At 52.1% G+C, this 23,466-nt stretch carries 17 protein-coding genes; 9 read left to right on the forward strand and 8 right to left on the reverse strand.

Annotation, left to right across the window (positions count from 1 at the left end; all coding sequences use genetic code 11):
• Window positions 1-169: 169 nt before the first annotated feature.
• Window positions 170-1,039: a hypothetical protein gene (locus J2I46_RS17325; RefSeq protein WP_207330316.1), complete on the reverse strand. Its 870-nt coding sequence runs from the start codon at window positions 1,037-1,039 to the stop codon at window positions 170-172.
• Between the two features lie 1,411 nt (window positions 1,040-2,450).
• Here J2I46_RS17325 and J2I46_RS17330 point away from each other — a divergent pair.
• Window positions 2,451-5,762, forward strand: a complete 3,312-nt coding sequence (locus tag J2I46_RS17330; RefSeq protein WP_207330317.1) for a PAS domain S-box protein — start codon at window positions 2,451-2,453, stop codon at window positions 5,760-5,762.
• Between the two features lie 120 nt (window positions 5,763-5,882).
• Here J2I46_RS17330 and J2I46_RS17335 read toward each other — a convergent pair whose 3' ends face one another.
• Together J2I46_RS17335 and msrA are read right to left on the reverse strand one after the other, a co-directional pair.
• Window positions 5,883-6,731 (reverse strand): hypothetical protein, encoded by an 849-nt coding sequence (locus tag J2I46_RS17335; protein WP_207330318.1) that lies wholly within the window; start codon window positions 6,729-6,731, stop codon window positions 5,883-5,885.
• A 764-nt stretch (window positions 6,732-7,495) separates the two neighbouring features.
• Complete coding sequence (gene msrA, locus J2I46_RS17340; protein ID WP_207330319.1) at window positions 7,496-8,071, reverse strand: peptide-methionine (S)-S-oxide reductase MsrA; 576 nt, start codon at window positions 8,069-8,071, stop codon at window positions 7,496-7,498.
• A gap of 364 nt (window positions 8,072-8,435) precedes the next feature.
• Between msrA and J2I46_RS17345 the strand changes: the two genes are divergently transcribed.
• A complete protein-coding gene (locus J2I46_RS17345; protein ID WP_207330320.1) occupies window positions 8,436-9,308 on the forward strand; it encodes a PPK2 family polyphosphate kinase in 873 nt (290 codons plus the stop codon).
• A gap of 3 nt (window positions 9,309-9,311) precedes the next feature.
• On the opposite strand, the gene J2I46_RS17350 is transcribed toward J2I46_RS17345, so the two are convergent.
• The gene (locus J2I46_RS17350) at window positions 9,312-10,781 is read right to left on the reverse strand and encodes a sensor histidine kinase (RefSeq protein WP_229379817.1); all 1,470 of its coding nucleotides are present in this window, start codon (window positions 10,779-10,781) and stop codon (window positions 9,312-9,314) included.
• A complete protein-coding gene (locus J2I46_RS17355) occupies window positions 10,778-12,352 on the reverse strand; it encodes a D-arabinono-1,4-lactone oxidase (RefSeq protein WP_207330321.1) in 1,575 nt (524 codons plus the stop codon). The genes J2I46_RS17350 and J2I46_RS17355 overlap by 4 nt, the downstream gene beginning before the upstream one ends.
• Window positions 12,353-12,611: 259 nt before the next feature.
• Between J2I46_RS17355 and J2I46_RS17360 the strand changes: the two genes are divergently transcribed.
• Both J2I46_RS17360 and J2I46_RS17365 read left to right on the forward strand, forming a co-directional pair.
• On the forward strand, window positions 12,612-13,487 hold the full coding sequence (locus J2I46_RS17360) for a PPK2 family polyphosphate kinase (protein ID WP_207330322.1): 876 nt from the start codon (window positions 12,612-12,614) through the stop codon (window positions 13,485-13,487).
• Between the two features lie 54 nt (window positions 13,488-13,541).
• Window positions 13,542-13,805: a hypothetical protein gene (locus J2I46_RS17365; protein WP_207330323.1), complete on the forward strand. Its 264-nt coding sequence runs from the start codon at window positions 13,542-13,544 to the stop codon at window positions 13,803-13,805.
• Between the two features lie 66 nt (window positions 13,806-13,871).
• Here the strand turns inward: J2I46_RS17365 and J2I46_RS17370 are convergent, their stop codons facing one another.
• The gene (locus tag J2I46_RS17370; RefSeq protein ID WP_207330324.1) at window positions 13,872-14,738 is read right to left on the reverse strand and encodes a TraB/GumN family protein; all 867 of its coding nucleotides are present in this window, start codon (window positions 14,736-14,738) and stop codon (window positions 13,872-13,874) included.
• 200 nt (window positions 14,739-14,938) lie between these two features.
• Here J2I46_RS17370 and J2I46_RS17375 point away from each other — a divergent pair, with 200 nt between their 5' ends.
• Both J2I46_RS17375 and J2I46_RS17380 read left to right on the forward strand, forming a co-directional pair.
• A complete protein-coding gene (locus J2I46_RS17375; RefSeq protein ID WP_374758096.1) occupies window positions 14,939-17,302 on the forward strand; it encodes a TonB-dependent receptor in 2,364 nt (787 codons plus the stop codon).
• 44 nt (window positions 17,303-17,346) lie between these two features.
• On the forward strand, window positions 17,347-18,258 hold the full coding sequence (locus J2I46_RS17380; protein WP_207330326.1) for a DUF4249 domain-containing protein: 912 nt from the start codon (window positions 17,347-17,349) through the stop codon (window positions 18,256-18,258).
• On the opposite strand, the gene J2I46_RS17385 is transcribed toward J2I46_RS17380, so the two are convergent.
• Window positions 18,241-18,387: a hypothetical protein gene (locus J2I46_RS17385; protein ID WP_207330327.1), complete on the reverse strand. Its 147-nt coding sequence runs from the start codon at window positions 18,385-18,387 to the stop codon at window positions 18,241-18,243. The genes J2I46_RS17380 and J2I46_RS17385 overlap by 18 nt on opposite strands.
• 69 nt (window positions 18,388-18,456) lie before the next feature.
• Window positions 18,457-19,113, reverse strand: coding sequence for a uridine kinase (udk, locus tag J2I46_RS17390; protein ID WP_229379818.1), 657 nt, complete (start codon window positions 19,111-19,113; stop codon window positions 18,457-18,459).
• 213 nt (window positions 19,114-19,326) lie between these two features.
• Here udk and ilvD point away from each other — a divergent pair, with 213 nt between their 5' ends.
• The 3 genes from ilvD to ilvB are packed head-to-tail and all read left to right on the forward strand — an operon-like array spanning window position 19,327 to window position 23,417.
• The gene (ilvD, locus tag J2I46_RS17395; protein ID WP_207330328.1) at window positions 19,327-21,027 is read left to right on the forward strand and encodes a dihydroxy-acid dehydratase; all 1,701 of its coding nucleotides are present in this window, start codon (window positions 19,327-19,329) and stop codon (window positions 21,025-21,027) included.
• Window positions 21,028-21,044: 17 nt separating this feature from the next.
• Window positions 21,045-21,626 carry an O-methyltransferase gene (locus tag J2I46_RS17400; RefSeq protein WP_207330329.1) on the forward strand — a complete coding sequence of 194 codons (582 nt, stop codon included), beginning with the start codon at window positions 21,045-21,047 and terminating at the stop codon, window positions 21,624-21,626.
• A 48-nt stretch (window positions 21,627-21,674) separates the two neighbouring features.
• Entirely contained in the window at window positions 21,675-23,417 is a 1,743-nt protein-coding gene (ilvB, locus tag J2I46_RS17405; RefSeq protein ID WP_207330330.1) for a biosynthetic-type acetolactate synthase large subunit, read from the forward strand.
• The last annotated feature ends 49 nt before the right edge of the window (window positions 23,418-23,466 follow it).

Here is a 23,466-nt window from a genome sequence, read left to right on the forward strand (position 1 = left end):
GGGATAGCTGTTGTTAGAAGGAGTTGTTTCCAAGGCAAGCCGAACACAAATGAATCTATCTGTTGAGTAACCAGGCTAGTTAACTGTCTGTTCAAAATATGACACTATGAATGAATATTACAACAGATAGACAAGCCGAGGGCCTGAACGTACCTTCTCTATTCTGTGCTTATCGCCTAGCTAGTCTGATCAGCGCCATGGCTGCATAAGCAGCAGCAACTTCATCACCTGGTATTGGATCGAAAGCCAGCAAGATGGCGACCACGAGCGCACCTGCACCCATCATAAACGCCAACCCTTGTAGAATTGGCTTAGTAGTAGGGTAGGTTGTCAGGAAACGCTCTGCCCAGATGGCAGCCGAGACCAGTTTAAATTCCGGACGTTTGTAAGCGGTCTGTAGAGGCTCCCGAATTGGCTGTGGAATCGCCGCTGGAACGGATCGCAATGAGCTTTTAGGGATCGCATGCATCTCGTAGAGCACGATACCGGGTTGTGTTGTGTCGCGATAGGTCGGATTGAAGCATACGTACCGGATCAGCTCGTCGGGCCATGGCTTCACCGGGTAATACAGTTCTCGCTCGGTGTTGGCGGGGCGCCAGCTCGTAGGCTTCCAATACACTCGTAGATCGTGAGTTCTGTTGATCCCCTCCAGGGTGCTGAGCTTGTCTCTCATCTGGGTTATCGCCCCCTCCTTGTTACCCCTCGTCGTCACTTCGAGTAGCTCACCTACTGTACCCTGCGCGTTTATGCCTATGCCATCAGGTTTGCGAAAATCACCGGGATTGAGCCATCGACGAAAATCATCACCCAGCGCATCGAGGAGACGATCATGCTGCTGATTTCCTACGCGGATGGAGTGTCTGTGAGGATTGGCATAGGTTGTCGAGCCTTTGTACTCCAGCTCACTAAACACCAGCCCGCCGGGGTGGCGTTTCTCAAAGTCGGCTTTGAACAGTTCATAAGCGCGCAGGTGAGCCACGGTGGGCTCTACCTTTTTCTTATCAGTCTTTACGTGAGGCTGTTTTCCTAAACAGATCATAACGGCTGTGGTTGGCTATAAACTTATCGATTCAGGATAACTCCTTGTCGTATATCTATTTAGCGTTATAATAGCCGCTAATACGTTGCCGCTGGTCGTTTCGGAAAGAACGTACCTGACCACATATCTTCTCACGGACTGGAATTCGACGATACAAAAGGCGACACAGTAGCCATAGCCATGAAATCTGGATAACTGATGAGGCTTGGGTTGTCGATACGGCCCGGGTGATGCTGCATTACAGCGACCTGAGAGACTAGGCTGGTCGATTATCTGATCAGGGGTCATTGGCTAACGTACCTGAGCCAGACCGGCTGCCTAGGCCCCGACCTTCCTTCGGGGAACCCGTGGACACTCCGATCACATGATCATCACATGACTATGGCCGATCCTGATCAGCCAGTAACAACTGGGCCACCCATCCGGAATAGTACAGAGCCAAGAGCTTCCGCGCTGATCGCAGGTGACTGTTGCGCGTACCAGTCAACTCAATCTATCGGGAGATTTGGCAAAAATGTCCCTCGACGACGTACGCGTTCTCAGACTGATCCAGAATTGTACAAAAACAAGATGGCTCAAGTTGACCAGGATGACGACGAACGACGGCGAAATCGGCCTGAGTCGAAATCAATCTATTGGGAATTTTCCCGTTTCCCAGCATCACGCTGGCTACCGAAAAGCGACGTTGAATTCGCCCCGTTCATTTACCAGTTTACAGAAAGAAAACAGTGAATTGGCTGGTGACAAGCGGCGACCCGATCGGCACGTGAAAAGGTGGGTTGACCAAGGATACTGAACCTGCGCCTGGTCGGCGTACTGTAAACTTTCGCCGAGTCATCGACAAGTCGGGATGGCCAGAAAGGAAGTGATCACCAGTAGGCCGCTCATGACCGCCAAGTAGGACAAAATAGTGTAACATAAGGTCAGCGGCCATGTTTCGCAAACTCAACTATCAAACTGTAAATGAGCCGTAGATTGACGAGAGGGCAATTTGAGACGTTAAGCGTTCTTAACCGCCTTCGGGCTATGGATCATGTTGAGCCGTAAGAAGTATCATCAAAAGGGCGTTTCGTGAGCCTGACGGCTAGATCAATTGATAACCATAGGAGTATCATAGGCTGACATTTCAAGGGAAGCTGCGCCGCATTGGCTAATGCATTGGGGTATGCTCATCATCCGAATGCTACCTGCCCATCACTATTAAGTAATCATAGTAGTATGGTGCCCCACTGAGTATGGCCAGACGAAGCCAGCACTCGCTATTTGCCATGAAGAAGTTGATACTACTGTCGGTTGATCCAATCTCAGCCCAGATACTAACCAAGGGCCCAACGTTAACTTTACTCAATGGGCAACCAGCATTACCCCCCTGTTGATGTATTTTTGGGAGAAGCCTTCTGCCTTTATAGTAATGCACTTCTTCGATTCTAACGCCCTACGTATTCTAAATGCCATTCCGGGCAACCGTTTGATCTTGCTGCCTGATGCGCCCACCTTCACCATTGTTGCCGTAACCGATGATTACCTGAAGGTAACTCACACCCAGCGCGAGACGCTTCTGGGAAAAGGAGTGTTTGAGGCTTTTTTTGACAACGCCCAGAATCAGCAGCGGGCGGAGGGGGTCAATCTGGAGGCTTCCTTGCGCCAGGTGCTGCACGCCAAACGCCTGCACGAAGCGGCCGATCTGCGCTATGATTTGATCAATCCGCAAACAGGCCAGCTAGACATTAAAATCTGGAAGCTCTTCAACCAGCCGGTGCTGGATCCGGCGGGCGAGGTCAGCTACATTATTCATTCCGTCGACGACATCACCGAGATCGTACAGCTTCGGGAAGCTGCCCAGTTAGCTGTTCAACCGCAGCAGACCTTTCTGCTCTCGCTCAGCGACCGACTGCGGTCGCTAACCGACCCGGCTGAGATTCAGTATCAGGCAGCCTGTGCGCTGGGGGAATACACCGGGGCCAACCGGGTGGGCTACGCCGAAGACCTGCTGGACGGGCAGACCATCGAGGTTACCCGCAATTACACCAAGGGCGTACCCGGACTTGAGGGGCGATACCGTTACGAAGAGTACGGCACTGAACTGATGGGCCAGTTGAAGGACGGCCACACGGTGATCCGGTCCGATATTACGCAAGACCCCACGCTGACGGAGGCGGAAAAGATCGCTCACGCCCGGCTGCAATTGGGGGCCACCCTCAACAAGCCCTTAATCAAGGCTGGGCAGCTGGTATCTGTTCTGTTTGTGCACTTCGAGGGGCCCCACGCCTTTACTGAACATGAACTAAGCCTGCTGGACGAGACGGCCGAACGAACGTGGGAAGCTGTAAGCCGGGCGCGGGCCGAAGAAGCCCTGCGGAGCAGTGAGGCCCGCGCCCGAAGCATCGTTGCGCAGTCACCGGCGGCCACCCTGGTGCTGCGCGGGGATGATTTCATCATTGATCAGATCAATCCGCCGATGCTGGCCTTTATAGGCCGAGGCGAGGAGGTCATCGGCCAACCCTTTCTGGCCGTTCTGCCCGAACTGGACGGCCAATATGCCTGGCAGCAGGTGCAACGCGTATATCAGGATGGGATTGACTTCGACCTGCCCGAAGTGTTGGTTCCCCATGTTCGCAATGGGGTGTTACAAGACTTTTATTACAATGTTGCCTACCGGCCTCTACAAGAAGGGGGACAGATTACGGGCATGATTCAAGTGGCCATCGACGTCACCCAGCAGGTGGTGAACCGAACGAAGCTGGAAGAAAGTGAGGCCCGCTTTCGGACGCTGGCGGAACAAGCCCCCATCTTTGTCTTTGAGTCGGATGTAGATGCCACGGTGGTCTACTGGAACCAGCGCTGGCGAGAGTTTGTCGGACAAACCCAGGAGGAAGCCCTGGGCCGGGATGGCTGGCCTAAGGTTATGCACCCAGATGATTATAATCGTTTACTGACGACGTATATCTGGGCTACAACGGCTAAGGAAAGCTATGAAATTGATGTGAGGGTCCGACGCTGGGACGGGGTGTACCGAACAGTTCTCTTTACGGGAAAGCCTCGTTATACAGCAGAGGGTTCATTCAATGGCTATATCGGCAATGGGATTGATATCTCCACGCAAGTCGAGAACCAGTTGGCCATTGCCGAAAGTGAGACCAAACTGCGGGCCATCCTGGATAATGCCCGCGCGGCCATCGGGGTGTATGTTGGCCCCGATATGATTATTGAGAATCACAACCAGGTGTTTATTGACATCTTAGGAAAAGGGCCCGGTATTGCCGGGAAGCCCTTGCGGGAAGTGTTGCCCGAACTGGAGACCGAAGGCCAGCCTTTTCTGGCCATTCTGGATGAGGTATATACTACCGGCATAGCCTACACGACCAGTGGCACCTTAGTTAAGATTTTCCGCCGGGGCGAGCTGACCAACAACTATTACAATTTTAGTTATACCCCCGTGTTTGATCCGGCGGGCAACCCCTACGAAATCGTCGTAGTGGCCATCGATGTCACCGAGCAGATTCGGGTTCGTCACGCCCTGGAAGAAAAAGAAGCGACCCTGCAGGGTGCCATCGGCTTAGCGGATATGGGCACCTGGGAGGTGGATATGCACTCGGGACTAACCACCTATTCGGAGCGACTCAAAGAGCTGTTTGAGTTTAGCCAGGACTCTATCGGGCAGGATCAGCTTTATAATTCCATCCTCGAGGTGGATCGAACGCGCTTAATCGAGGCAGTCAGCCGGGCAGCTACGCCTGAATTGGGTGGCATGTTGGATGAGGAATACACCGTGATTACCCAGCGCACAGGCCGTCACCGCATCGTGCGGGCCCAGGCCCAAATGTATTTCGATGAGGCCGGACGACCCCAAAAAATGGTTGGTAGTATGCGCGATGTCACCCAGGAGCGGCAAACGCAGGCAGCCCTGGAAGAACTGGTCGAACAACGAACCGGAGAACTGGCGACCGCCAATGAAGAGTTAGCGGCTAACAATGAAGAGGTCGAAGAAGCCAATCGGTTGCTGGCCCGCTCCAACGACAACCTCCAGAAGTTTGCCTATGTGGCCTCGCATGATTTACAGGAACCCCTGCGCAAGATTCAGGCCTTCGGTGATTTACTAAAGAGTAGTTATAGCACCTCATCCGGCGAGGAGTTGATTTATTTGGAACGGATGCAGTCAGCGGCCAGCCGCATGTCAAAGCTGATTCGGGATTTGTTGGACTTCTCCCGCCTTGCTACTCAACGCGATACGAGTAGCACGGTGTCGCTACAGAATGTGATGGAGCAGGTGCTTACCACCTTAGAGCTGGTCATCGCGGAAACAGCCGCCGAGGTTACCGTGGCGGCTTTACCAACCATCCAGGGCGACGAGCTTCAACTCACCCAGCTCTTTCAAAACTTAATCAGTAACGCTCTCAAGTTTCGTCGCCCATCGGTGATACCCCAGATACGGATAAGCGCCCAAACGTTAAACGTGAGTGAGTTACCCGATACCGTCAAGCCGGTGCAGGCAACTTCAAGTTACTACCGGATTGAGGTGGCCGACAACGGCGTAGGCTTTGATGAAAAATACAAAGATCGCATCTTTGAGGTTTTTCAGCGGCTCCATGGCAAAAATGAATTTGCAGGGACGGGCATTGGCCTGGCCATTTGTGAACGGGTCGTAGCCAATCATGGCGGGGCAATTACGGCCCAGAGCCAGCCGGGTCTGGGAGCTACCTTCAGTGTATACTTGCCCGTCTAAGCATTGTTTAGTGTGGTTGATGCAGGATCAAAGCAAGTCCTGATTTGACCAGTAACTACCCATCTACGTATTCTCAAATAAGGCTCATTCGTGAGACAAAAGGATCTCTCTGGTTTCACTTTATCTAGACTTACTGGGAATGCGATTAGCTAGATTTAATAAATTAAGCGCCATGAGATAGGGCATGATGAAAGGGAAAGCAGGGATGGACACTAAATAAGTGGCAATCACAATTGGTTCAAAAGAAGATGATGGGAGTACGCTTAGTAAAGAGCCGACTAGACTGAAAAGCACATAGAACCGACAAGCCTTGGACTTAAACCAGCTTGCTGCTTGCAGAGCTAACCCAAAAGCAGCTGTAGCTAAATATAATAGGGCTACCTCCACTCCGCTAATCCAACTAAAAAGCGCACGTACGGACAAGTACCAATCGGGTCTTTTCGCGATTGAAGCGGCCGAAAAATTAGTGAACGATTCGCCTAAAAAGCTACCCCAATAGGCCATATTGGCAATAAATAAAGGCAGAGCGATGCCCAACGCTAGTACACCAAGTAACCAATATTGTTTCTCACCGCTTTGGCGGAGTTTGTTAGCCAGCAAGGTCAACCCAGCGGTAATCAGAATCCCCCCCGCTATCAATAGTGCATAGCGGATTTGTTGTTCGCTCGCCGTGTTCACCCATTCGGGTATGGAAGTAGGCGGCGGCCCCATGCCCGCGAAAACGGTAAAGCCGATCCAGGGCGTTATCACCAGCAGCGCAATGCTACCGAGTTGCCTTTGGTCAGGATCGGGATTGGTGAAGCAATTCTTTCCCATGACCCAGATAGCGATTGCCATCAGGGCAACATTGGCTAGCCAGATGGGTAGATAAAGTTGGGGTTTACTGTGTCCAAGGCCAAGGGCTATGGCAGCGGCTAAGAAGGGCACAAGGGTAAGGTATAAGCGGCTAAGGACTTGGCGGTTGGTCATAACGAATTGAGGTGGCAAATCGGTCTCCCCCGATTGGAGTAACGACAAAGCATCGTTTTCGCACAATGTCAGCAGATACTTTAGGCTGGTCAATGTCGGTAAGAATTGTATTCATTGCATTAAATAATTACAAGTGATTTTAAAAGGCAGATAGAAGAATCGAATCCAGCCATAGAGTGAGCTTCTGATTCGGCCACATCTGAAAAACCAAACCGCGATCTAGTTCAGGTTTTTAGATATATCGAATTACCGTCAAGCTTTTCTGAAAATGTTAGCTGGTCTGGTTGCTTGCTCGGTAGATTGAGACTCAATTTTCTGGATTGTAAAAGGAGACGAATACAACAGGGTGAGGTCTTTGAACTCAGCAGGTGTCATACGAAGCAAGTCAGCTAGCTCCCGATCAGAATAATTAGGTTTCGTTTTATGAGGGATTAACAGCTGCTGCCACAGATAGGGAGTTTCGGGCTTAAGCCCACACAATGGCTCTTTCTTTTCGTAGCCCAATTTACTGAGTTGAACGTTCAGCGACGTGTATCGTGACTTCACGATTACATTAGTGTCGTAAGCTCTCCGCACAATGGCTGCCATAGACACCCTTCATGTGATTTGTACCTCGGCTGTTGATTGTATCTCTACCAGGTACAATCAACAGCCGAGGTATAAATAGAGGCAAAATCAACATATAACGGATACCAAATAAATACTGACTGGTCAATAAAAAAGCCCCATCAGGGGCCATTTTAAGCGTTTTGCTAGTTGTTCGCTCAATGAACACTATCGGCTTTCAATTTCTCTTTAAATACTTTACGGAATTTATCCAGTTTGGGCGCGATCACGAAGGCGCAATAACCTTGTTCCGGGTTCTGAGCGAAGTAATTCTGATGGTACGCTTCGGCCTCGTAGAAAGTAGTAGCCGGGCTGATTTCCGTAACGATGGCCTTGCCGTATGCACCCGACTTGTCGAGCTCGGCCTTAGCCGTTTCGGCCAACCGTTTTTGCTCGTCGTTATGGTAAAAAATCACCGACCGGTACTGCGTGCCCACATCAGCACCCTGCCGGTTCAGGCTGGTTGGATCGTGGCTGCGGAAAAACGCTTCGAGCAATTCAGCGTAGGTTACTTTGCTGGGGTCGTACGTTACCTCTACGCATTCGGCATGGCCCGTAGTTCCTTCGCACACCTGCTTATAGGTAGGGTTTTTTACCTGGCCGCCTTCGTAGCCAGATACAGCCGACTGAACGCCGTCGAGCGTTTCAAACATGGCTTCTGTGCACCAGAAACAACCCGTTCCAAACGTCGCTTTTTCAAATTGGGCGGTTGATGCTGTTGATTGAGAATTCATTTGTTGTTGTTTTACAGATGTAGCCGACTGAGCAACCGCGCCGGTTATCGTTGTTCCAAATCCGAAGACTGTAAGCCAGGTAGTACAAAATAGACTAAGTTGAGTCCCGATTTGAGAGATAACCATTTGGGCTGTTTTACGGTTAGATTGCCTACTGATAGAACAGGAGTAGGTACGTATAAGTTTGCCAGCCCGATGGTACGTAGTGATGGATAAACACGTGAGCACGCGGATGCCGCAACACCTTCAACCCTGTTTAGAACTCCGGAAGCCGCACAGATCGTTTTAACGCCCGCCAATCCGCACACCCAATTAGTGGCGCACTGTAGCAACCGTGCACCATCAGCCCCTTAAACCATGCATAATGAGTAAAATTGATGCCTTCCGTTACGACGGGTCTACCAAGTTCTCTGCTAAAAAAGCCGATACAAAAATCAAGGACTGGTACAGTGATGATGCCGATTACGAAACTCAGCTTCGTGAACAGGCCGCCCAGATAGATGCGTTGCAAACCCAGATGTATGCCCACAATCGATACGGTATTCTAGCCATTTTTCAGGCAATGGACGCCGCCGGTAAAGACGGCACTATTCAGCACGTATTTACCGGTACCAACCCAATGGGACTACGGGTATACTCGTTTAAACGCCCCACCGAGCAGGAGCTGGACCATGACTGGCTTTGGCGAACGTACGTGAACCTGCCCGAACGGGGGACCATCGGTATCTTCAACCGATCGTATTACGAAGAAGTACTGGTTGTGAAAGTCCATCCCGAGATTCTAACCAAGAACCAGCGTATTCCTGCTGATTTGACCGAAGACCTCGACAAGGTCTGGAAACACCGGTACGCCGCCATTGTTGATATGGAGAAGCACCTGGCCCGCAATGGTTTCCTGACAATCAAATTCTTCCTGAACGTGTCGAAGAAAGAGCAGGCCGACCGGTTGATTGCCCGCATTGAAGACCCTGAAAAGAACTGGAAGTTTGAAGAGCAGGATGTGGCCGAACGCGAATTCTGGGACGATTACCAGGACGCATTTGAGGAGGCGATCAACGAAACGGCTACCAAAAATTCGCCCTGGTACGTGATTCCCGCCGACGACAAGAAGAACATGCGCCTGATTGTGGGCCGTATCCTGATCGATGAGATGGAGAAGCTGCCCATCAGCGAAGCTAAACCCGACGAAGCCCGGTTCCAGGAATTACAGAAGCTGATTCCAAAGTTGAAGGCATGAACCCTACTTTAAACGAATGGGCAGGGTGACGCTGAACTCGGCGCCCTGGCCGGGTTGACTTTGCACACAGAGGGTACCGCCATACCCCTTCGTAATGATGTCGTAGCTCAGGCTAAGCCCCAGTCCGGTGCCGCTGCCGGTGGGTTTGGTGGTGAAAAACGGCTGAAATATTTTAGCCTGAATGGCGCTGTCAATGCCCGTTCCGTTGTCGCCCACCCGAATCTCAACACGGTCGGTGAGTTGCTGTGTTTTCACCCAGATTTCGGGCCGGAACGTACCTGGTTCGTTGCGCTGTCGTTGCAAAACGGCATAAAAGGCGTTATTGATCAGGTTAAGTAGTACCCGGCCAATATCCTGCGGTATCACATTGAGCGGTATCAGATCGGGGTCTAGCTCTGTCCGGTAACCTGGTGGTGGCAAATGGGCCTCTATTTTAAGGGCACCATAGCTTAATTGTAGGTAGTCGGCACAGAGCGTATTCAGGTTAGTTGGTTCACGGTCGCCGGTGCTGGTTCGGGAGTGTTCGAGCATACTACGGACGATAGCCGCTGCTCGCTTGCCGTGCTCGCTTATTTTACCAATGTTCTGCTGCAGGTCGGTCAGCAGGTCGGCTTCCAGGTTGGCGTCACGGTTAGCTCCTTTATCGTGTTCATCGGCCAGCTCGCCCGAGAGCTCGGCGAAGTTATTGACGAAGTTGAGCGGGTTCTGAATCTCATGCGCAACCCCCGCCGTTAGCTCGCCCAGACTGGCCAGCTTCTCGCGCTGAACAAGCTGTGCCTGCGCTGCGTGCAGATCGGCAAGCGAGGCCTGTAGCTGCTCGTTCTGCCTGTTTAGCTGCTTCTCCTGCCGACTGTTCTCTACCCTGAAATAGTACACAACGGCGAATAACCCGGCAAAGAAGAGGACGATGTTCGCATTATACACGTCGCGCATCTCGGGAATATACAGAAAGGGCGGAATTACGGTGATGGCGTAACGAACTGCGAAAAAGGCGGCCACATTCACCCAGAAGAGCATGAAAAGCTTCCAGAAGTTCCGGAAGAAGATCATGCCCATCAACGAATAAATGATCAGTGTGTACTCGCTACCGTCGTGTTTCTTGGCAATGGGTACAAACGAATAAAAAGCGGTTCCCGTCAGAATATAGTAGTATGCCGCTGCATTATACAGCCTGAAGTGGTTGAGAATCAGTACACCAAACTGGGTAACAAAAATAAGGACACATAAGGTAGTGGTTACCCAGTCGGGCGAGCCTAAGCTGACCAGGATGTACACGCTAAACAGGATAATGGAAAAGCAGGCGATACCATTCAGCAACCGAACCCGTTTGCGCTCCCAACTACTAAGCCCATCGTGAGTACCTATACTGATTATACGCTCCCAGACGGGCAAAAAAGCGGCCACCGGTCGGTACCATATCGGTTGCTTACCGGCGGTCGATGCTAGTTTACTGCCTGGATCGGGTGACTTCATAACGCCAGGTGCGTTTTCCAATAGGGTGTTACAAACAGGTTGTGTGGGTCCATCTGTTGCCGTAATTCCATGAACTGATTCCACTTTGGATACTGGCTGCGCAGGTACGTTGTTCCTTGCGGGCCGTTCGGATCGGGCAGGTATTTGCCCCAGTGGGGCCGGAAATCGAAGCCGGCAGCTGGAAGCGCTTTCCAGAAGCGGTCGTAATAAAGTCTGGGGTTTTCTTCATTCAGCCCAAACCAGAAGATGTCGATTCTGAATACGTCCCGTTTATAGGCCGGACTGAGCCAGAAATCGCTGGCCTTGGCGGCGTAGAGTTCGCAGGAGAAGATGCCGGCGTTTTCGGGATCTTCGTAAAACGTTTTCAGGAAGTTCATGGCCGCCTGTGTTTGGTCGAGCGGAATCCAGAGTTCGGTGAACCAGACCGGAAACAGCGTATCGCTCATCTGATTGTCCATTGGTAAACCATTCCACCAGGTATCCTGAAAGGGTTGGTCCTCCTGGTCGCTGACAAAGAATTTCAGAATGAAACGCAGCATATCGTCCTGCAGCGATTCAAGCCAGTCGACCAGTTCTTTGTACGTAGGATTCTTAGGGCCGAAGATTTTTCGAAGGATGAACTCGATCCCGTGCGGTAACCTGTCAACCAGCTCGAATAGCTTGCCCGCCAGCCATTGGACCTGTGCATCTTTTAAGCCCGGTATAGGCGTTACTTCCACGTATGGTTTTGGTACAAACGACTGCCAGTCAGACGCATCGGTGCGGCTGGCCTGCCAGATCACCATCTGCTGCTCGGCGGCCTGCGGCCACCACATGAGGCGGGTGTAATCGGTGCTTTCAAGAAACTGCTTCAAACTCGGTTTATGGAGTTCGCCATTACCCGGCCCGAACAGATCAACTAGCGCGCAGTTTTCCTGCGGGAATGTCTGCTCGCTACCGCTGATGTTAAAGGCCGGAATGCACTGATACGTTGCTTCGACCACGATGCCCATCAGCCCCATACTGGCAAAGGCCGCCCCGAAGAAAACATCATCCGGGTTGTTGTCGGCGGGGCGTTCGAAAAGACGGTCAGCTACGTCGGTTTCGTTATAATACACCACCCGAACGCTACGGAGGGCATCTTCGAAGGCAAATTTCGTGGAGCCGCCCGACGAGCCGGTGGCCATAAACCCGCCAATAGTCTGGTGGGTAATGCCGCCCAGGTCAGGCAGCGCCCAGCCGGGGGGCGACTGGCGATAGCCCCTGTCATCGAGCGGGTCGAGTTGGTAACAGAGCGAATTCTGGGTGGTCGAAATCTGCGTTGGGTCCATGGGGTCGAGGCCCAGGTGGCAACCAGCCTGCACCGTTACCAGACCCGTAGCTTTATCGAGCGAAACGGCATTCAGGTGTGACAGCATCATGTGCAGGCAACTTGAATCGGCCGCCGTTTGGTCGGTGAGCGGAAACGAGTGCCCGGAGCCGCGAACCGACACGGTCTGATTGGCTTGTTTGGCTTGCCGAAGCAGCTGTTTTATGTCGTCGACGGAATGGGGCAGGTAGAATAAGGTGCCGTTGATCGCTTGCGTTTGCATAAGGGTTGAACCGGGAGAAGGAGTGTCTAAATATAACCATAATTGTGAGATGGGCAATGTCAGGTTTCCGTGCTTCTAAATTCTGTTTACCAAAGGCTCAGGCGGCTGACTGCCAGGAATATATAGGCTGGTTGTACAGACGGCAGTGCCTTTACGTGAGAGAGCTGGCTTGGAAACAAATCAGCCTGTGGTTGGTTGAACACCCTGTGGCACACTGGCGTAGCTCATTTTGCTGTTGCCCGGTGCACATACTCGACACATGAAAAAATTCACGCCAGGTACGTTCCGGTTCGATGGCCGGAAACCGTATTCAGCCAGCGAAACGCCAACGTTTGTTTCCCCGTTATATATTGACGAAGCCGATCGCGCCCGCCAGCTCGATGAGCTCAGCGAACGAATGGATCAGGCCCAGAACCAGATGCACGCGCACGAGAAGTACGGGTTGGTCGTTTTGTTTCAGGCCATGGATGCGGCCGGTAAAGACAGCAGTATCCGGCACGTATTCAAGGGTGTGAATCCGTCGCGGTTCAAGATCGCCTCGTTCACGAAGCCCAGCAAGACGGATATGGCGCATGATTTTCTGTGGCGTTTCTGGCAGAAGCTACCCGAACGAGGCACCATCGGCATTTTCAACCGGACCTATTACGAGGAAGTGCTGGCCCTGAAAGTGCACCCCGAACGGCTGGCAGACGGCAACGTACCTGACGAGTTTATTAACAAGCTGCCCCGCCTCTGGAAAGAACGGTATACAGACATTGCCCACTTCGAAGATTACCTGCACCGCAACGGCTTCCGGGTAGTAAAGTTCTATCTGCACGTCTCGAAACAGGAACAGGGTAAGCGGCTGATCGCGCGGTTGAAAGACGATGAAAAACAGTGGAAACTCAGCGACAACGATCTGGTTGAGCGCGAAGAGTGGGGCGACTACATGACCGCCTACGAAGACGCCATCAATGCCACGGCTACTAAAACGGCTCCCTGGTACGTGATTCCCAGCGACGACCGCGCCAACCAGCAGCTCATCATCGCCCACATCATGACGGAAATTCTGGAATCACTACCCGTTACGTTTCCCGAAAAAGATGACAAAGAAGCCAAACGATTGATCAAGAAAATTGAGAAACAGGATGCGTAGGGACGGATAGCAGGCCATTAGGGCTACCTGTTTCTGAGTAGCTAGCAGGTTGGTATGTACCAGAAAATACTAACCGACCTGATCGTCTGGTTTAACGAAACAAGCTCATTTCCAACAGTGGGCTTACTAGATACCTACGACAGCGTTCGAATTAGCTTTGCCTGTAACCTGACCGACGAATACAAGACGATAGGCAGGGTAGTCGTGTTCAGCGGCGAATACCACAAGGGGGTCAGCGGGCGTAGCAGCATTCGCAGGAGCCGAAGTCTACTTCTTGTTTTTGACGTCCATACGGGCAAACTAGTCAGCCCTGTGTAGTGCCGCTTTCGGTCGATTGTAAACACTGGGGTGAGCTGATCTTCTGTTACGGACAGTGACTTCGCGCTACTTCACGGCTTTGACAACGTACCCCGCTTCACGGAGGAGATTTAACAGGCCATTGGGGCCTGTGAGGTGACCAATGCCCACGGCAATAAAGGTAGACCGCTCAGCCATAATAGGACGCAATTGGCTCATCCAGCGCAAGTTTCGGTCGTCGATGAGTGCGTAAAGATCGGCGGGGCTGTCGCTCTCTCGCTGAAACAAGGTCCACATACCGTCGAGGTCGGCGCGTAGGTAAAGATCTGTCAGATTGTCTCCCTGGGATCTGGGTACGTTCTTCTGCTTCACCATACGGACCAGATTCTCAGCCTGTTTCTCTACAGACTGCCTATTGTAGAGCAGGGTCAGTTGTTCATCGAGCGTTTCAAGGCCTTTCAGCGGCTTTTGGGCGGCCTGCGCCTGCTTCACGAAATACAGGTCAATGGGTTGGCCCGAGAATTTGGTGAGCGTATCCGATCGTTGACGGGCGTAAGCTACGCTAAGGGCAGAAGCAATGATGACCGGTTTTATCTGGTTATAAAACGACAGTTCCTGACCCGTTACGGCGTTGAACTCGTCGGCAACGAGTTTGTAATCCGAGGCATCGATCAGCCGGATCAAGTTATTGTCGGCCATAGTCGCGTACTGCCGCACTTTGCCTGCTTCCGACGAATCGAACACCATTTCAACCACTACGCCGTCTGCCGCCTCGAAATGACGCCGGGTCAGCGAGTCCTGTTTCAGGAAGCTATCGCGCAGAATGTGGTAGGTGCCGAAGAGATACGACGGTTTGGCCAGCCCGTTGCCCGAAATTTGCCAAAGTAAAGACTGACCGTGCGTTGACAGGCCTGAAAACAGCAGAAAAGCGACGAGAAGACGGAGCCGATTCATGAGATAAATTCTTTGTTTTATACCGTACTTCTTGCCGTCTGGCCCGAAAAATCGTGGTTTTATCTATTTTTCACCTTTTAGACGGTCGGCACACTTTACTTTTGGTCTAGTACTAACAAATAATGTGCCCTCACCGTTACTAAGTTGATTCACCGGACACAACCACAACAGGAATGAAATACATACGTCTACTTTGCTTAATGCTGATTGTCAGTGGATTGGTATTTAGCGCTCAGGCACAGGACAAGCTAACCGTAAACGGCTACGTTAAAGACGCCTCAGATGGCGAAGGGCTGATCGGAGTATCCGTCTATAGTAAAGAAAGCGGTACAGGTGCCGTGACCAATAACTACGGCTTCTACGCCATCACCCTGCCTAGGGGGACCTACACGTTTGTAATCTCCTATGTGGGCTATGAGAAACAGACCCGCACTATTACCCTTACGGATCAGAACGTTCGCCTCGATCTGGAATTGAAAGAAGAAGGCCGTGACCTGAAAGAGCTTGTTGTATCGACCCGGCGCGAAGACGACAATGTGACAAACATTGAAATGAGCGTGAACAAGGTCGACATCAAGACAATCCAGCGCATTCCGGCCTTGCTCGGTGAAGTAGACGTAGTGCGCAGCATTCAGCTGCTGCCCGGCGTATCCACCGTTGGCGAAGGAGCTACCGGTTTCAACGTACGCGGAGGGGGGATTGACCAGAACCTGGTCTTGCTCGATGAAGCGCCGGTCTACAACTCATCCCACCTGTTCGGTTTTTTCTCGGTCTTTAACCCCGACGCCGTGAAAGACGTGAAACTCATCAAGGGCGGTATTCCGGCTATGTATGGTGGCCGGATAGCCTCGATCCTGGATGTTCGGTTGAAAGAGGGTAACTCGAAAAAAGGCGAATTGAATGGAGGTATTGGTTTGATTTTTAGTCGATTATCATACGAGCGGCCACTGTTTAAAGGGAAAGGCTCATTCATTATTGCCGGTCGCCGGTCGTATGCAGATGTGTTGGCTCAACCTTTTCTGACGGGTAACCTGAAAGGCTCACAATTCTATTTCTACGATCTGACAGCCAAAGGCAACGTGCACCTCAATGAGAAAAACACGCTGTTCCTGTCGGGCTATTTTGGGCGTGATGTGTTTGGCGCCGATTTCGGCTTCAACTGGGGGAACGCCACTACCTCGCTCCGCTGGAACAAGGTATTCAATGACAAACTGTTCCTGAACACCACGGCTTTCTATAGCAATTACGATTATTCGCTCGATTCTGACCTTCGGAAGAAAGCCGAAAATGCCAACGATTATTTCCGCACCAATTCCAAGATCGTCAACTACAGCATCAAACCCGATTTTACCCTCTACTGGAATAAGAACACGATCACGTTTGGCGGGCAGGCGTTGCTGTATGATTTCCAGCCCGGCACCGCCACGGCCGCAAGTGCGGGCGTGGTTCGCTCGTTTGGGTTGAAGAGTAAATACGCGCTGGAGAGCTCGTTGTATGTTGGGAATGAACAACAAGCTACCACCCGGATTCAGCTGCAATACGGTTTGCGTTATTCGTTCTACCAATATCTGGGGCCGGGTGAAGTGTATACGTTCGGCCAGTCAGAAACGCCGGGTCTGCGCAGTAAGCCGCTCCTTAGCACAAAGACCTACTCAACCGGCGAAACCATCCAGACGTACGGTAATCTGGAGCCTCGTTTTGCGCTGAAGTATGACCTTACCCCCGGTAGTTCGCTGAAATTGAGCTACAACCGGCTGGCGCAATACGTACACCTGCTCTCGAACACCACCGCTTCAACACCCCTCGACGTCTGGACACCCTCGACCAATAACGTAGCTCCCCAACTGGCTGATCAGGTGGCAGCGGGTTATTTCCGCAACTTTGGCGGGTCAGACGGTAACCTGTTCGAAGCGTCGGTGGAAGTGTATTACAAGTCGCTGCAAAACCAGATCGACTACATTGACCGGGCCAATCTGGTGCTGAACCAGTACCTGGAAGCCGATCTGCTATCGGGGAAAGGCCGGGCCTACGGGGCTGAGTTCTATCTCCGGAAAACGAAAGGTCAACTCAACGGATGGCTCAGCTACACGCTGGCTAAAACTGAGCGGCAGGTAACGGGCGTTAACGAGAATAACTGGTACCCAACCCGTTTTGATAAGCGCCATACCCTAAACTTGGTTGCTCTCTACGACCCTATCCGCTCGAAACGGTGGAGCTTCTCGGCCACATTTGTGTTTGCCAGCGGCACACCTGCCACGTTCTTCAACAACCGCTACACTTTTCAGAATATTGCCGTGGGCACCAACCCCGACGATGTACGGAACAACTACCGGATTCAGCCCTATCACCGCCTCGATCTGGCGGCAACGCTGCAGGGCCGACGCAAGCCGGGCAAACGGAAGGAAGACAACTGGGTATTCTCGGTCTATAACGCCTACGCCCGTAAGAATCCGTTCTCGGAGTATTACCGGGCCAATCCTGACAATACTATACAGACCCAGGCCATTCGGTACTCGGTTTTTGCTACGATCATTCCGTCGGTTACCTACAACTTTAAATTCTGAGCCACCAACGTACCTGGTAAACGTACCTCATACATTCACTAATCATGAAAGTAAGCTCATTCATATACGCTATTGCTGCGCTAACGATGGCCGTTGCGTTGAGCAGCTGCGAAACCGTCATCAACGCTAACATCGCCTCGGCTCCAACCGAACTGGCGGTTGATGCGTGGCTGACCGACCAACCCGGCGAGCAGCAAATAAAGCTGACACAAACGACCAATTATTTTAACAATGCTACGCCAACGCCCGCGTTGAGTGCCAGCGTTACCGTGGGCGATAACACCGGGCGGGTGTTCAACTTTACCGATCCCGACAACGACGGTGTGTACACCTGGAAACCCGCCAACACCCGTGATACAACCAAAATCGGCGTTATTGGACGTACCTACGGCCTTAGCATTCAGTATCAGGGGGAGAGTTACGCCGCTGCCGCGCAGATGCCCCGCGTTCCGCGCATCGACTCGGTAACGTTTACGAAAGAGAAAATTACCCCACTGTCGAGCGAAGAAGGGTACAGGGCCGAATTTTTTGCCAACGATCTGGCCGGGGCTGTCGATTACTATTATATCCGCTTCTACCGCAATGGGCAATTGCAGGTTCGCCCGCAGGATATCGTGCTGGCCTATAATGGAGCTTTCCGCGGTAGTGCCGACACCGACGGGCTAATGTTTATCCGTCCGATTCGGCGGTCGATCAACCCCGAAAAATTATACGCCCTAAATGATTCGGTCCGGGTCGAACTCCGGTCTATTACGTTTGAGGGCTATACGTTTTGGGAATTGCTGAAAGCACAGTTACAAAACGCGGGGCTATTTGCCACACCGCCGTCGAACGTACCCAGCAACATTCGAAACCTGAAAACGGGTGGTACGCCGGCGGTAGGTTTCTTTCTTGTGTCACCGGTTCGTACCCGTACCACCGTGGTGTCGGCGGCGAATCTACGCAACGGGGCGTGAGAGGCCGAGCATCTTGCGGCCAACCACATACACGGCCATACCGGCAATGATGAACAGGCTGGCCGAAACAGTCAGGAATACGCCAAGGAAGGCGAGGCACGTCAATACAAAGAGGAGCAGGCTTTTCATAAAAATGGCGATAAGAATAACACTAGTTATTCTTATCGCCATTCAATTTTTGTGCCAACCTTTTCCGGTTTATGAAATCTTTGCTTTCAAGTATTCTATGACTACGTTCAGGCCCTTCTGGTAGTGTATGTTATTGGGAATCACGATGTCGGCCTCGGCGCGATATGGCTTAATGAACTGCTTGTAGGTTGGTTTGACGTGATTTTTCCAGCGGTACATCACATCGTCGAGGTCGTAGCCGCGCTCTTCGGCATCTCGTTTTACCCGTCGCTCGAGCTTGATGCTGTTTTTGGCGTCGATGAAGATCTTCAAATCCATCTGGTCAGATAACTCCCGGAAGTGAAATACGAAAATGCCCTCGACCACGATAATTGGGGCGGGGGTGAAGGTCAATAGGGTTGGAACAACATCAGGATTATTGAAGGTGTATTCTTTCTGAGTGACCGTCTCGCCCCGGCGAAGTTGCCCGATATGTTCGGCGTACAGGTGATGGTCGATCGTTTCGGGCATGTCGAAATTATGAATGCCCTGGTCATCGACGGCAATCTCGTGGAGGCTACGATAGTAGTTATCCTGCGAAATCAGACAGACTTGATGCGGTTGAAACGCGTTTAACAATCCTTTTAGGAATGACGTTTTGCCAGATGCGCTGCCGCCAGTGATACCAACAATGTATGGTTGCACAAGTATTGATGAATAAGTAGGTAAATAATTGTCGGCCAGCATACCTGACCGCTACTTATACAAAGGTACGCCAGACGAGTAGTTCAACGTTAATGCGCATCGATACAGCAGGAATAAGTTGTGTTATCAGGCATTAGCCAATGGCGGTCATATAATATGACTGGACTTTTAGCCTAAAAATGCTTGCGTAATCGAGTGCAAACTTGTTCCTTTACAGCGTTATTACGCAATCAGCGAAATTTCGCTAAAAGAATAATGATTACAGACGCTCCTGCCACGCAACTGAACCGGTTCAGCCAAACGCTTACCCAGAAAATGGATAACCCCGCCGCTAAAGCCATGCTTTACGGAATCGGGTTGACCGCCGACGACATGCAAAAGCCCCAGATTGGCATTGCCAGTACGGGCTATGAAGGCAACACGTGTAACATGCACCTCAACGGCCTGTCGGTTTACGTTAAACAGGGTATCCAGGCAAACGGGCTGGTGGGACTGATCTTTAACACCATCGGCGTATCAGACGGCATGACCAACGGCAACGACGGCATGCGTTACTCGTTGCCTAGCCGCGACCTGATCGCCGATAGTATCGAGTCGGTGGTAATGGCGCAGTGGTACGATGGCGTAGTAACGGTAGTTGGCTGTGATAAAAACATGCCCGGTGCCATTATGGCTATGGCCCGTCTCGATCGGCCCGGTATTATGGTATACGGCGGTACCATCCGATCGGGCCACTATAAAGGTCAGAAACTCGATATTGTGTCGGCGTTTGAGGCATTGGGAAAGAAGTACGCAGGCAGCATTTCTGACGAAGATTACGAGGGCGTTATTCGCAATTCGATTCCCGGCGCAGGTGCCTGTGGCGGCATGTATACGGCCAACACCATGGCCAGCAGCATCGAGGCCATGGGCCTGAGCTTGCCCTTTAGCAGCAGCTATCCGGCCACGCATGAAGGCAAGCAGGAGGAGTGTAAGAAGATCGGTGCCGCCATGCGCGTTCTGCTCGAACGCAATATCACCCCCGCTGATATCATCACCAAAAAATCGCTTGAAAACGCGCTGACGGTAGTAATGGCCCTGGGTGGATCAACCAACGCGGTGTTGCACTACCTGGCCATTGCCCGCTCGGCCGGCCTCGACTTATCACTTGATGATATTCAGGCGATTAGCGACCGGGTGCCGTTCCTGGCCGATCTGAAGCCGAGCGGTAAGTATTATATGGAAGATATGCTGGCCATTGGCGGTGTGCCGGCGGTAATGAAATACCTCTACCAGAACGGCATGATCCACGGCGATTGCCTGACCGTAACGGGTAAAACGGTAGCCGAGAACCTTGCCGACATCCCAGAGCTGGATTTTGAGAATCAAAGCATTGTTCGTCCATTGAGTAATCCGATTAAAGCTACGGGCCATATTCAGATTCTGCGTGGTAATCTGGCCCCAAAGGGTTCAGTAGCCAAGATTACAGGTAAAGAAGGGCTCCGTTTTGAAGGCGTTGCCAAGGTGTGTGAGCACGAAGGCGAAGTGATCGAGGCGCTGTCGAAAGGAGAAATACTGCCTGGTCAGGTAATCGTTATCAGGAACAGCGGCCCCAAAGGTGGCCCTGGCATGAGCGAAATGCTGAAGCCAACCTCAGCCATTATGGGTGCTGGTCTGGGCGACAAAGTAGCCCTCATCACTGACGGTCGTTTCTCGGGTGGCACCCACGGTTTCGTAGTAGGCCACGTAACCCCCGAAGCCTTCGACGGCGGTCCGATTGCCTTCGTAAAAGATGGCGACAAGATCACGCTCGACGCCGTTGGCCGTGAACTGACGCTACACATTTCAGACGAAGAAATGGCCGAACGCCGTAGCCATTGGACGCAGCCTGTTCCACCGTTTACCAAAGGCGTATTAGGCAAATACATCCGTAACGTAAAATCAGCCAGCGAAGGCTGTGTAACAGACGAAGCTTAACTGATCAACCTAATCTCATGTATACCGACGACGTCACTGCGCTTCCAAAAGGCTTTTCTGCTATAGAAATTGCCAGTAAGTCCATTCGTTTTTCAATGCCGTCTGACCTGCAAACGGGGGCGTTGCTAAAAACGCTGGTTGGGGCGAAGCCAGGAGCGCGCATACTGGAGATTGGAACGGGCACGGGTCTGGCAACAGCCTGGCTACTGGCCGGTATGGATGCCGAATCGTCGCTGATTTCGATCGATAATGACGCAACCTACCAAGCCGTTGCCGACAATATTCTGGGTGATGATACTCGTTTGCAACTGCTGTGTACCGACGCAGGTACGTGGTTGGAAGACGCGGATAGTACCCAACAGTTCGACTTGATTTTTGCCGACGCCTGGCCCGGTAAATATGCGAACCTCGACGCGGCGCTGGGTACGTTGTCGGCGGGTGGTATGTACATCATCGACGATATGCTGCCACAACCCAACTGGCCCGAAGGCCACGCCGAAAAGGTAGACAAACTCGTTGCCGATCTGGAAAGCCGTGACGATTTGCAACTGGTAAAAATGGCCTGGTCGACGGGGATTTTGATTGCCACGAAGAAATAGCCGCTTGAACACAACAAACTGAACAGTATCAACAACCTGCACCACTCTATGGAAACGGTCAGCGTCTTACCTGAACTAACAATTGAGCCGACGGAAATCAAACTGATGTCGGGTTCAGAGGCCCTCATGCGCTCGCTGGTAGCCGAGAAGGTCGATACCATTTTTGGTTATCCTGGCGGGGCGATCATGCCGGTGTATGATGCCCTCTACGACTTTCAGGATCAGATTAACCATATTCTGGTTCGGCATGAGCAGGGCGCCGGCCACGCTGCGCAGGGCTATGCCCGGATGCAGGGCCGCGCGGGCGTATGCCTCGTGACGTCTGGTCCGGGCGCCACCAACCTGGTTACGGCCATCGCCGATGCCTTGATCGACTCTACGCCGCTGGTGTGCATTGTGGGACAGGTAGGTAAAAAACTGCTTGGTACCGATGCCTTCCAGGAAGCCGACGTGATGGGCGTGACCATGCCGATTACAAAGTGGAACTACCAGATCACTAGTGCCGACGAGGTGCCGGAGATTATGGCTAAAGCGTTCTACATCGCCCAGTCAGGCCGGCCGGGGCCAGTGCTGATCGACATGACCAAGTCGGCACAACTGGAGTTAATGACGCAGCCATTTGTGTACGAACGTTGCCAGACGATTATCAGCTACCGGCCACGTCTGACCCCAAAGCAGGATCAGGTTGAAGCCGCTGCCAAGTTGATCAACGAGGCAAAACGTCCCTACATTTTTGCGGGTCATGGCGTGCAACTGGCCAAGGCCGAAGAAGAACTGCTGGCATTCGCTGAGAAAACAGGCATTCCTGTCGCCACAACACTGCTGGGCCAGTCGACTATTCCAACCAATCACCCAAACTATGTGGGTTGGCTGGGTATGCACGGCAACTATGGCCCCAACGTTCTGACAGATCAGGCCGACGTGATTATTGCCATCGGCATGCGTTTCGACGATCGGGTAACGGGCGATGCCAGCAAATACATCCGGCAGGCCAAGGTAATCCATGTCGAGATCGACCCGGCCGAAATAGACAAGATCATCAAGGCGCATGCGCCAATCGTTGGTGATGCCAGAGAGGTGTTGAAAGCACTACTGCCATTGGTCAAAGAGAATGACCATACGGTTTGGCGCAATGAGTTCAGGAAGTATGATGTAATTGAGAATGAGAATATTACGGCCCCTGAGTTGAGCGGAGATACCGAGAAGATCAAAATGGCCGAAGTGATTGATTTGCTTTCGCGAAAGACCAACGGTAACGCCGTCCTGGTTACCGACGTTGGTCAGCACCAGATGATGGCATCGCGCTATTATCAGTTCCGGCAGAAGAACAGTCTTGTTACCTCAGGCGGTATGGGTACAATGGGCTTTGCTCTCCCCGCCGCGTTCGGTGCGCAGGTAGCAGCTCCCGATCGGCAGGTGGTAGCCATCATTGGCGATGGTTGTTTCCAGATGACCCTGCAGGAACTGGGCACCATTGTGCAGAACGAACAGCCCGTGAAAGCCATCATCCTAAATAACAACTTCCTGGGAATGGTACGGCAGTGGCAACAGCTTTTCCACAGCCGCCGCTACTCGTTCGTTGAACTGCAAAATCCTGATTTCGTCACGATTGCCAAAGGGTTCGGTATGGCGGGCCATACCTGTAACGAGCGCGAAACCCTCTCTGACTCGCTCGACCAGATGCTGGCCTTCGACGGTCCCTATCTGCTGGAGGTGATCGTTGAAAAAGAAGAAAACGTGTTCCCAATGGTGCCAGCCGGTGCCAGCGTGTCGCAAATTAGACTAAAGTGAGTTTACTGTTTTCAGTTTTCTGTTGCTTCACTCTTTATAATCAGGTACG

This window comes from Fibrella forsythiae, assembly GCF_017353175.1.
Taxonomy (GTDB): Bacteria; Bacteroidota; Bacteroidia; order Cytophagales; family Spirosomataceae; genus Fibrella; species Fibrella forsythiae.

Excerpts from the sequence above, each read along its gene's own strand:
- J2I46_RS17325 (WP_207330316.1), bottom strand. The coding sequence starts at position 1,039 with ATGATCTGTTTAGGAAAACAGCCTCACGTAAAGACTGATAAGAAAAAG.
- J2I46_RS17330 (WP_207330317.1), top strand. The coding sequence starts at position 2,451 with ATGCACTTCTTCGATTCTAACGCCCTACGTATTCTAAATGCCATTCCG.
- J2I46_RS17335 (WP_207330318.1), bottom strand. The coding sequence starts at position 6,731 with ATGACCAACCGCCAAGTCCTTAGCCGCTTATACCTTACCCTTGTGCCC.
- msrA (WP_207330319.1), bottom strand. The coding sequence starts at position 8,071 with ATGAATTCTCAATCAACAGCATCAACCGCCCAATTTGAAAAAGCGACG.
- J2I46_RS17345 (WP_207330320.1), top strand. The coding sequence starts at position 8,436 with ATGAGTAAAATTGATGCCTTCCGTTACGACGGGTCTACCAAGTTCTCT.
- J2I46_RS17350 (WP_229379817.1), bottom strand. The coding sequence starts at position 10,781 with ATGAAGTCACCCGATCCAGGCAGTAAACTAGCATCGACCGCCGGTAAG.
- J2I46_RS17355 (WP_207330321.1), bottom strand. The coding sequence starts at position 12,352 with ATGCAAACGCAAGCGATCAACGGCACCTTATTCTACCTGCCCCATTCC.
- J2I46_RS17360 (WP_207330322.1), top strand. The coding sequence starts at position 12,612 with ATGAAAAAATTCACGCCAGGTACGTTCCGGTTCGATGGCCGGAAACCG.
- J2I46_RS17365 (WP_207330323.1), top strand. The coding sequence starts at position 13,542 with ATGTACCAGAAAATACTAACCGACCTGATCGTCTGGTTTAACGAAACA.
- J2I46_RS17370 (WP_207330324.1), bottom strand. The coding sequence starts at position 14,738 with ATGAATCGGCTCCGTCTTCTCGTCGCTTTTCTGCTGTTTTCAGGCCTG.
- J2I46_RS17375 (WP_374758096.1), top strand. The coding sequence starts at position 14,939 with ATGCTGATTGTCAGTGGATTGGTATTTAGCGCTCAGGCACAGGACAAG.
- J2I46_RS17380 (WP_207330326.1), top strand. The coding sequence starts at position 17,347 with ATGAAAGTAAGCTCATTCATATACGCTATTGCTGCGCTAACGATGGCC.
- J2I46_RS17385 (WP_207330327.1), bottom strand. The coding sequence starts at position 18,387 with ATGAAAAGCCTGCTCCTCTTTGTATTGACGTGCCTCGCCTTCCTTGGC.
- udk (WP_229379818.1), bottom strand. The coding sequence starts at position 19,113 with ATGCTGGCCGACAATTATTTACCTACTTATTCATCAATACTTGTGCAA.
- ilvD (WP_207330328.1), top strand. The coding sequence starts at position 19,327 with ATGATTACAGACGCTCCTGCCACGCAACTGAACCGGTTCAGCCAAACG.
- J2I46_RS17400 (WP_207330329.1), top strand. The coding sequence starts at position 21,045 with ATGTATACCGACGACGTCACTGCGCTTCCAAAAGGCTTTTCTGCTATA.
- ilvB (WP_207330330.1), top strand. The coding sequence starts at position 21,675 with ATGGAAACGGTCAGCGTCTTACCTGAACTAACAATTGAGCCGACGGAA.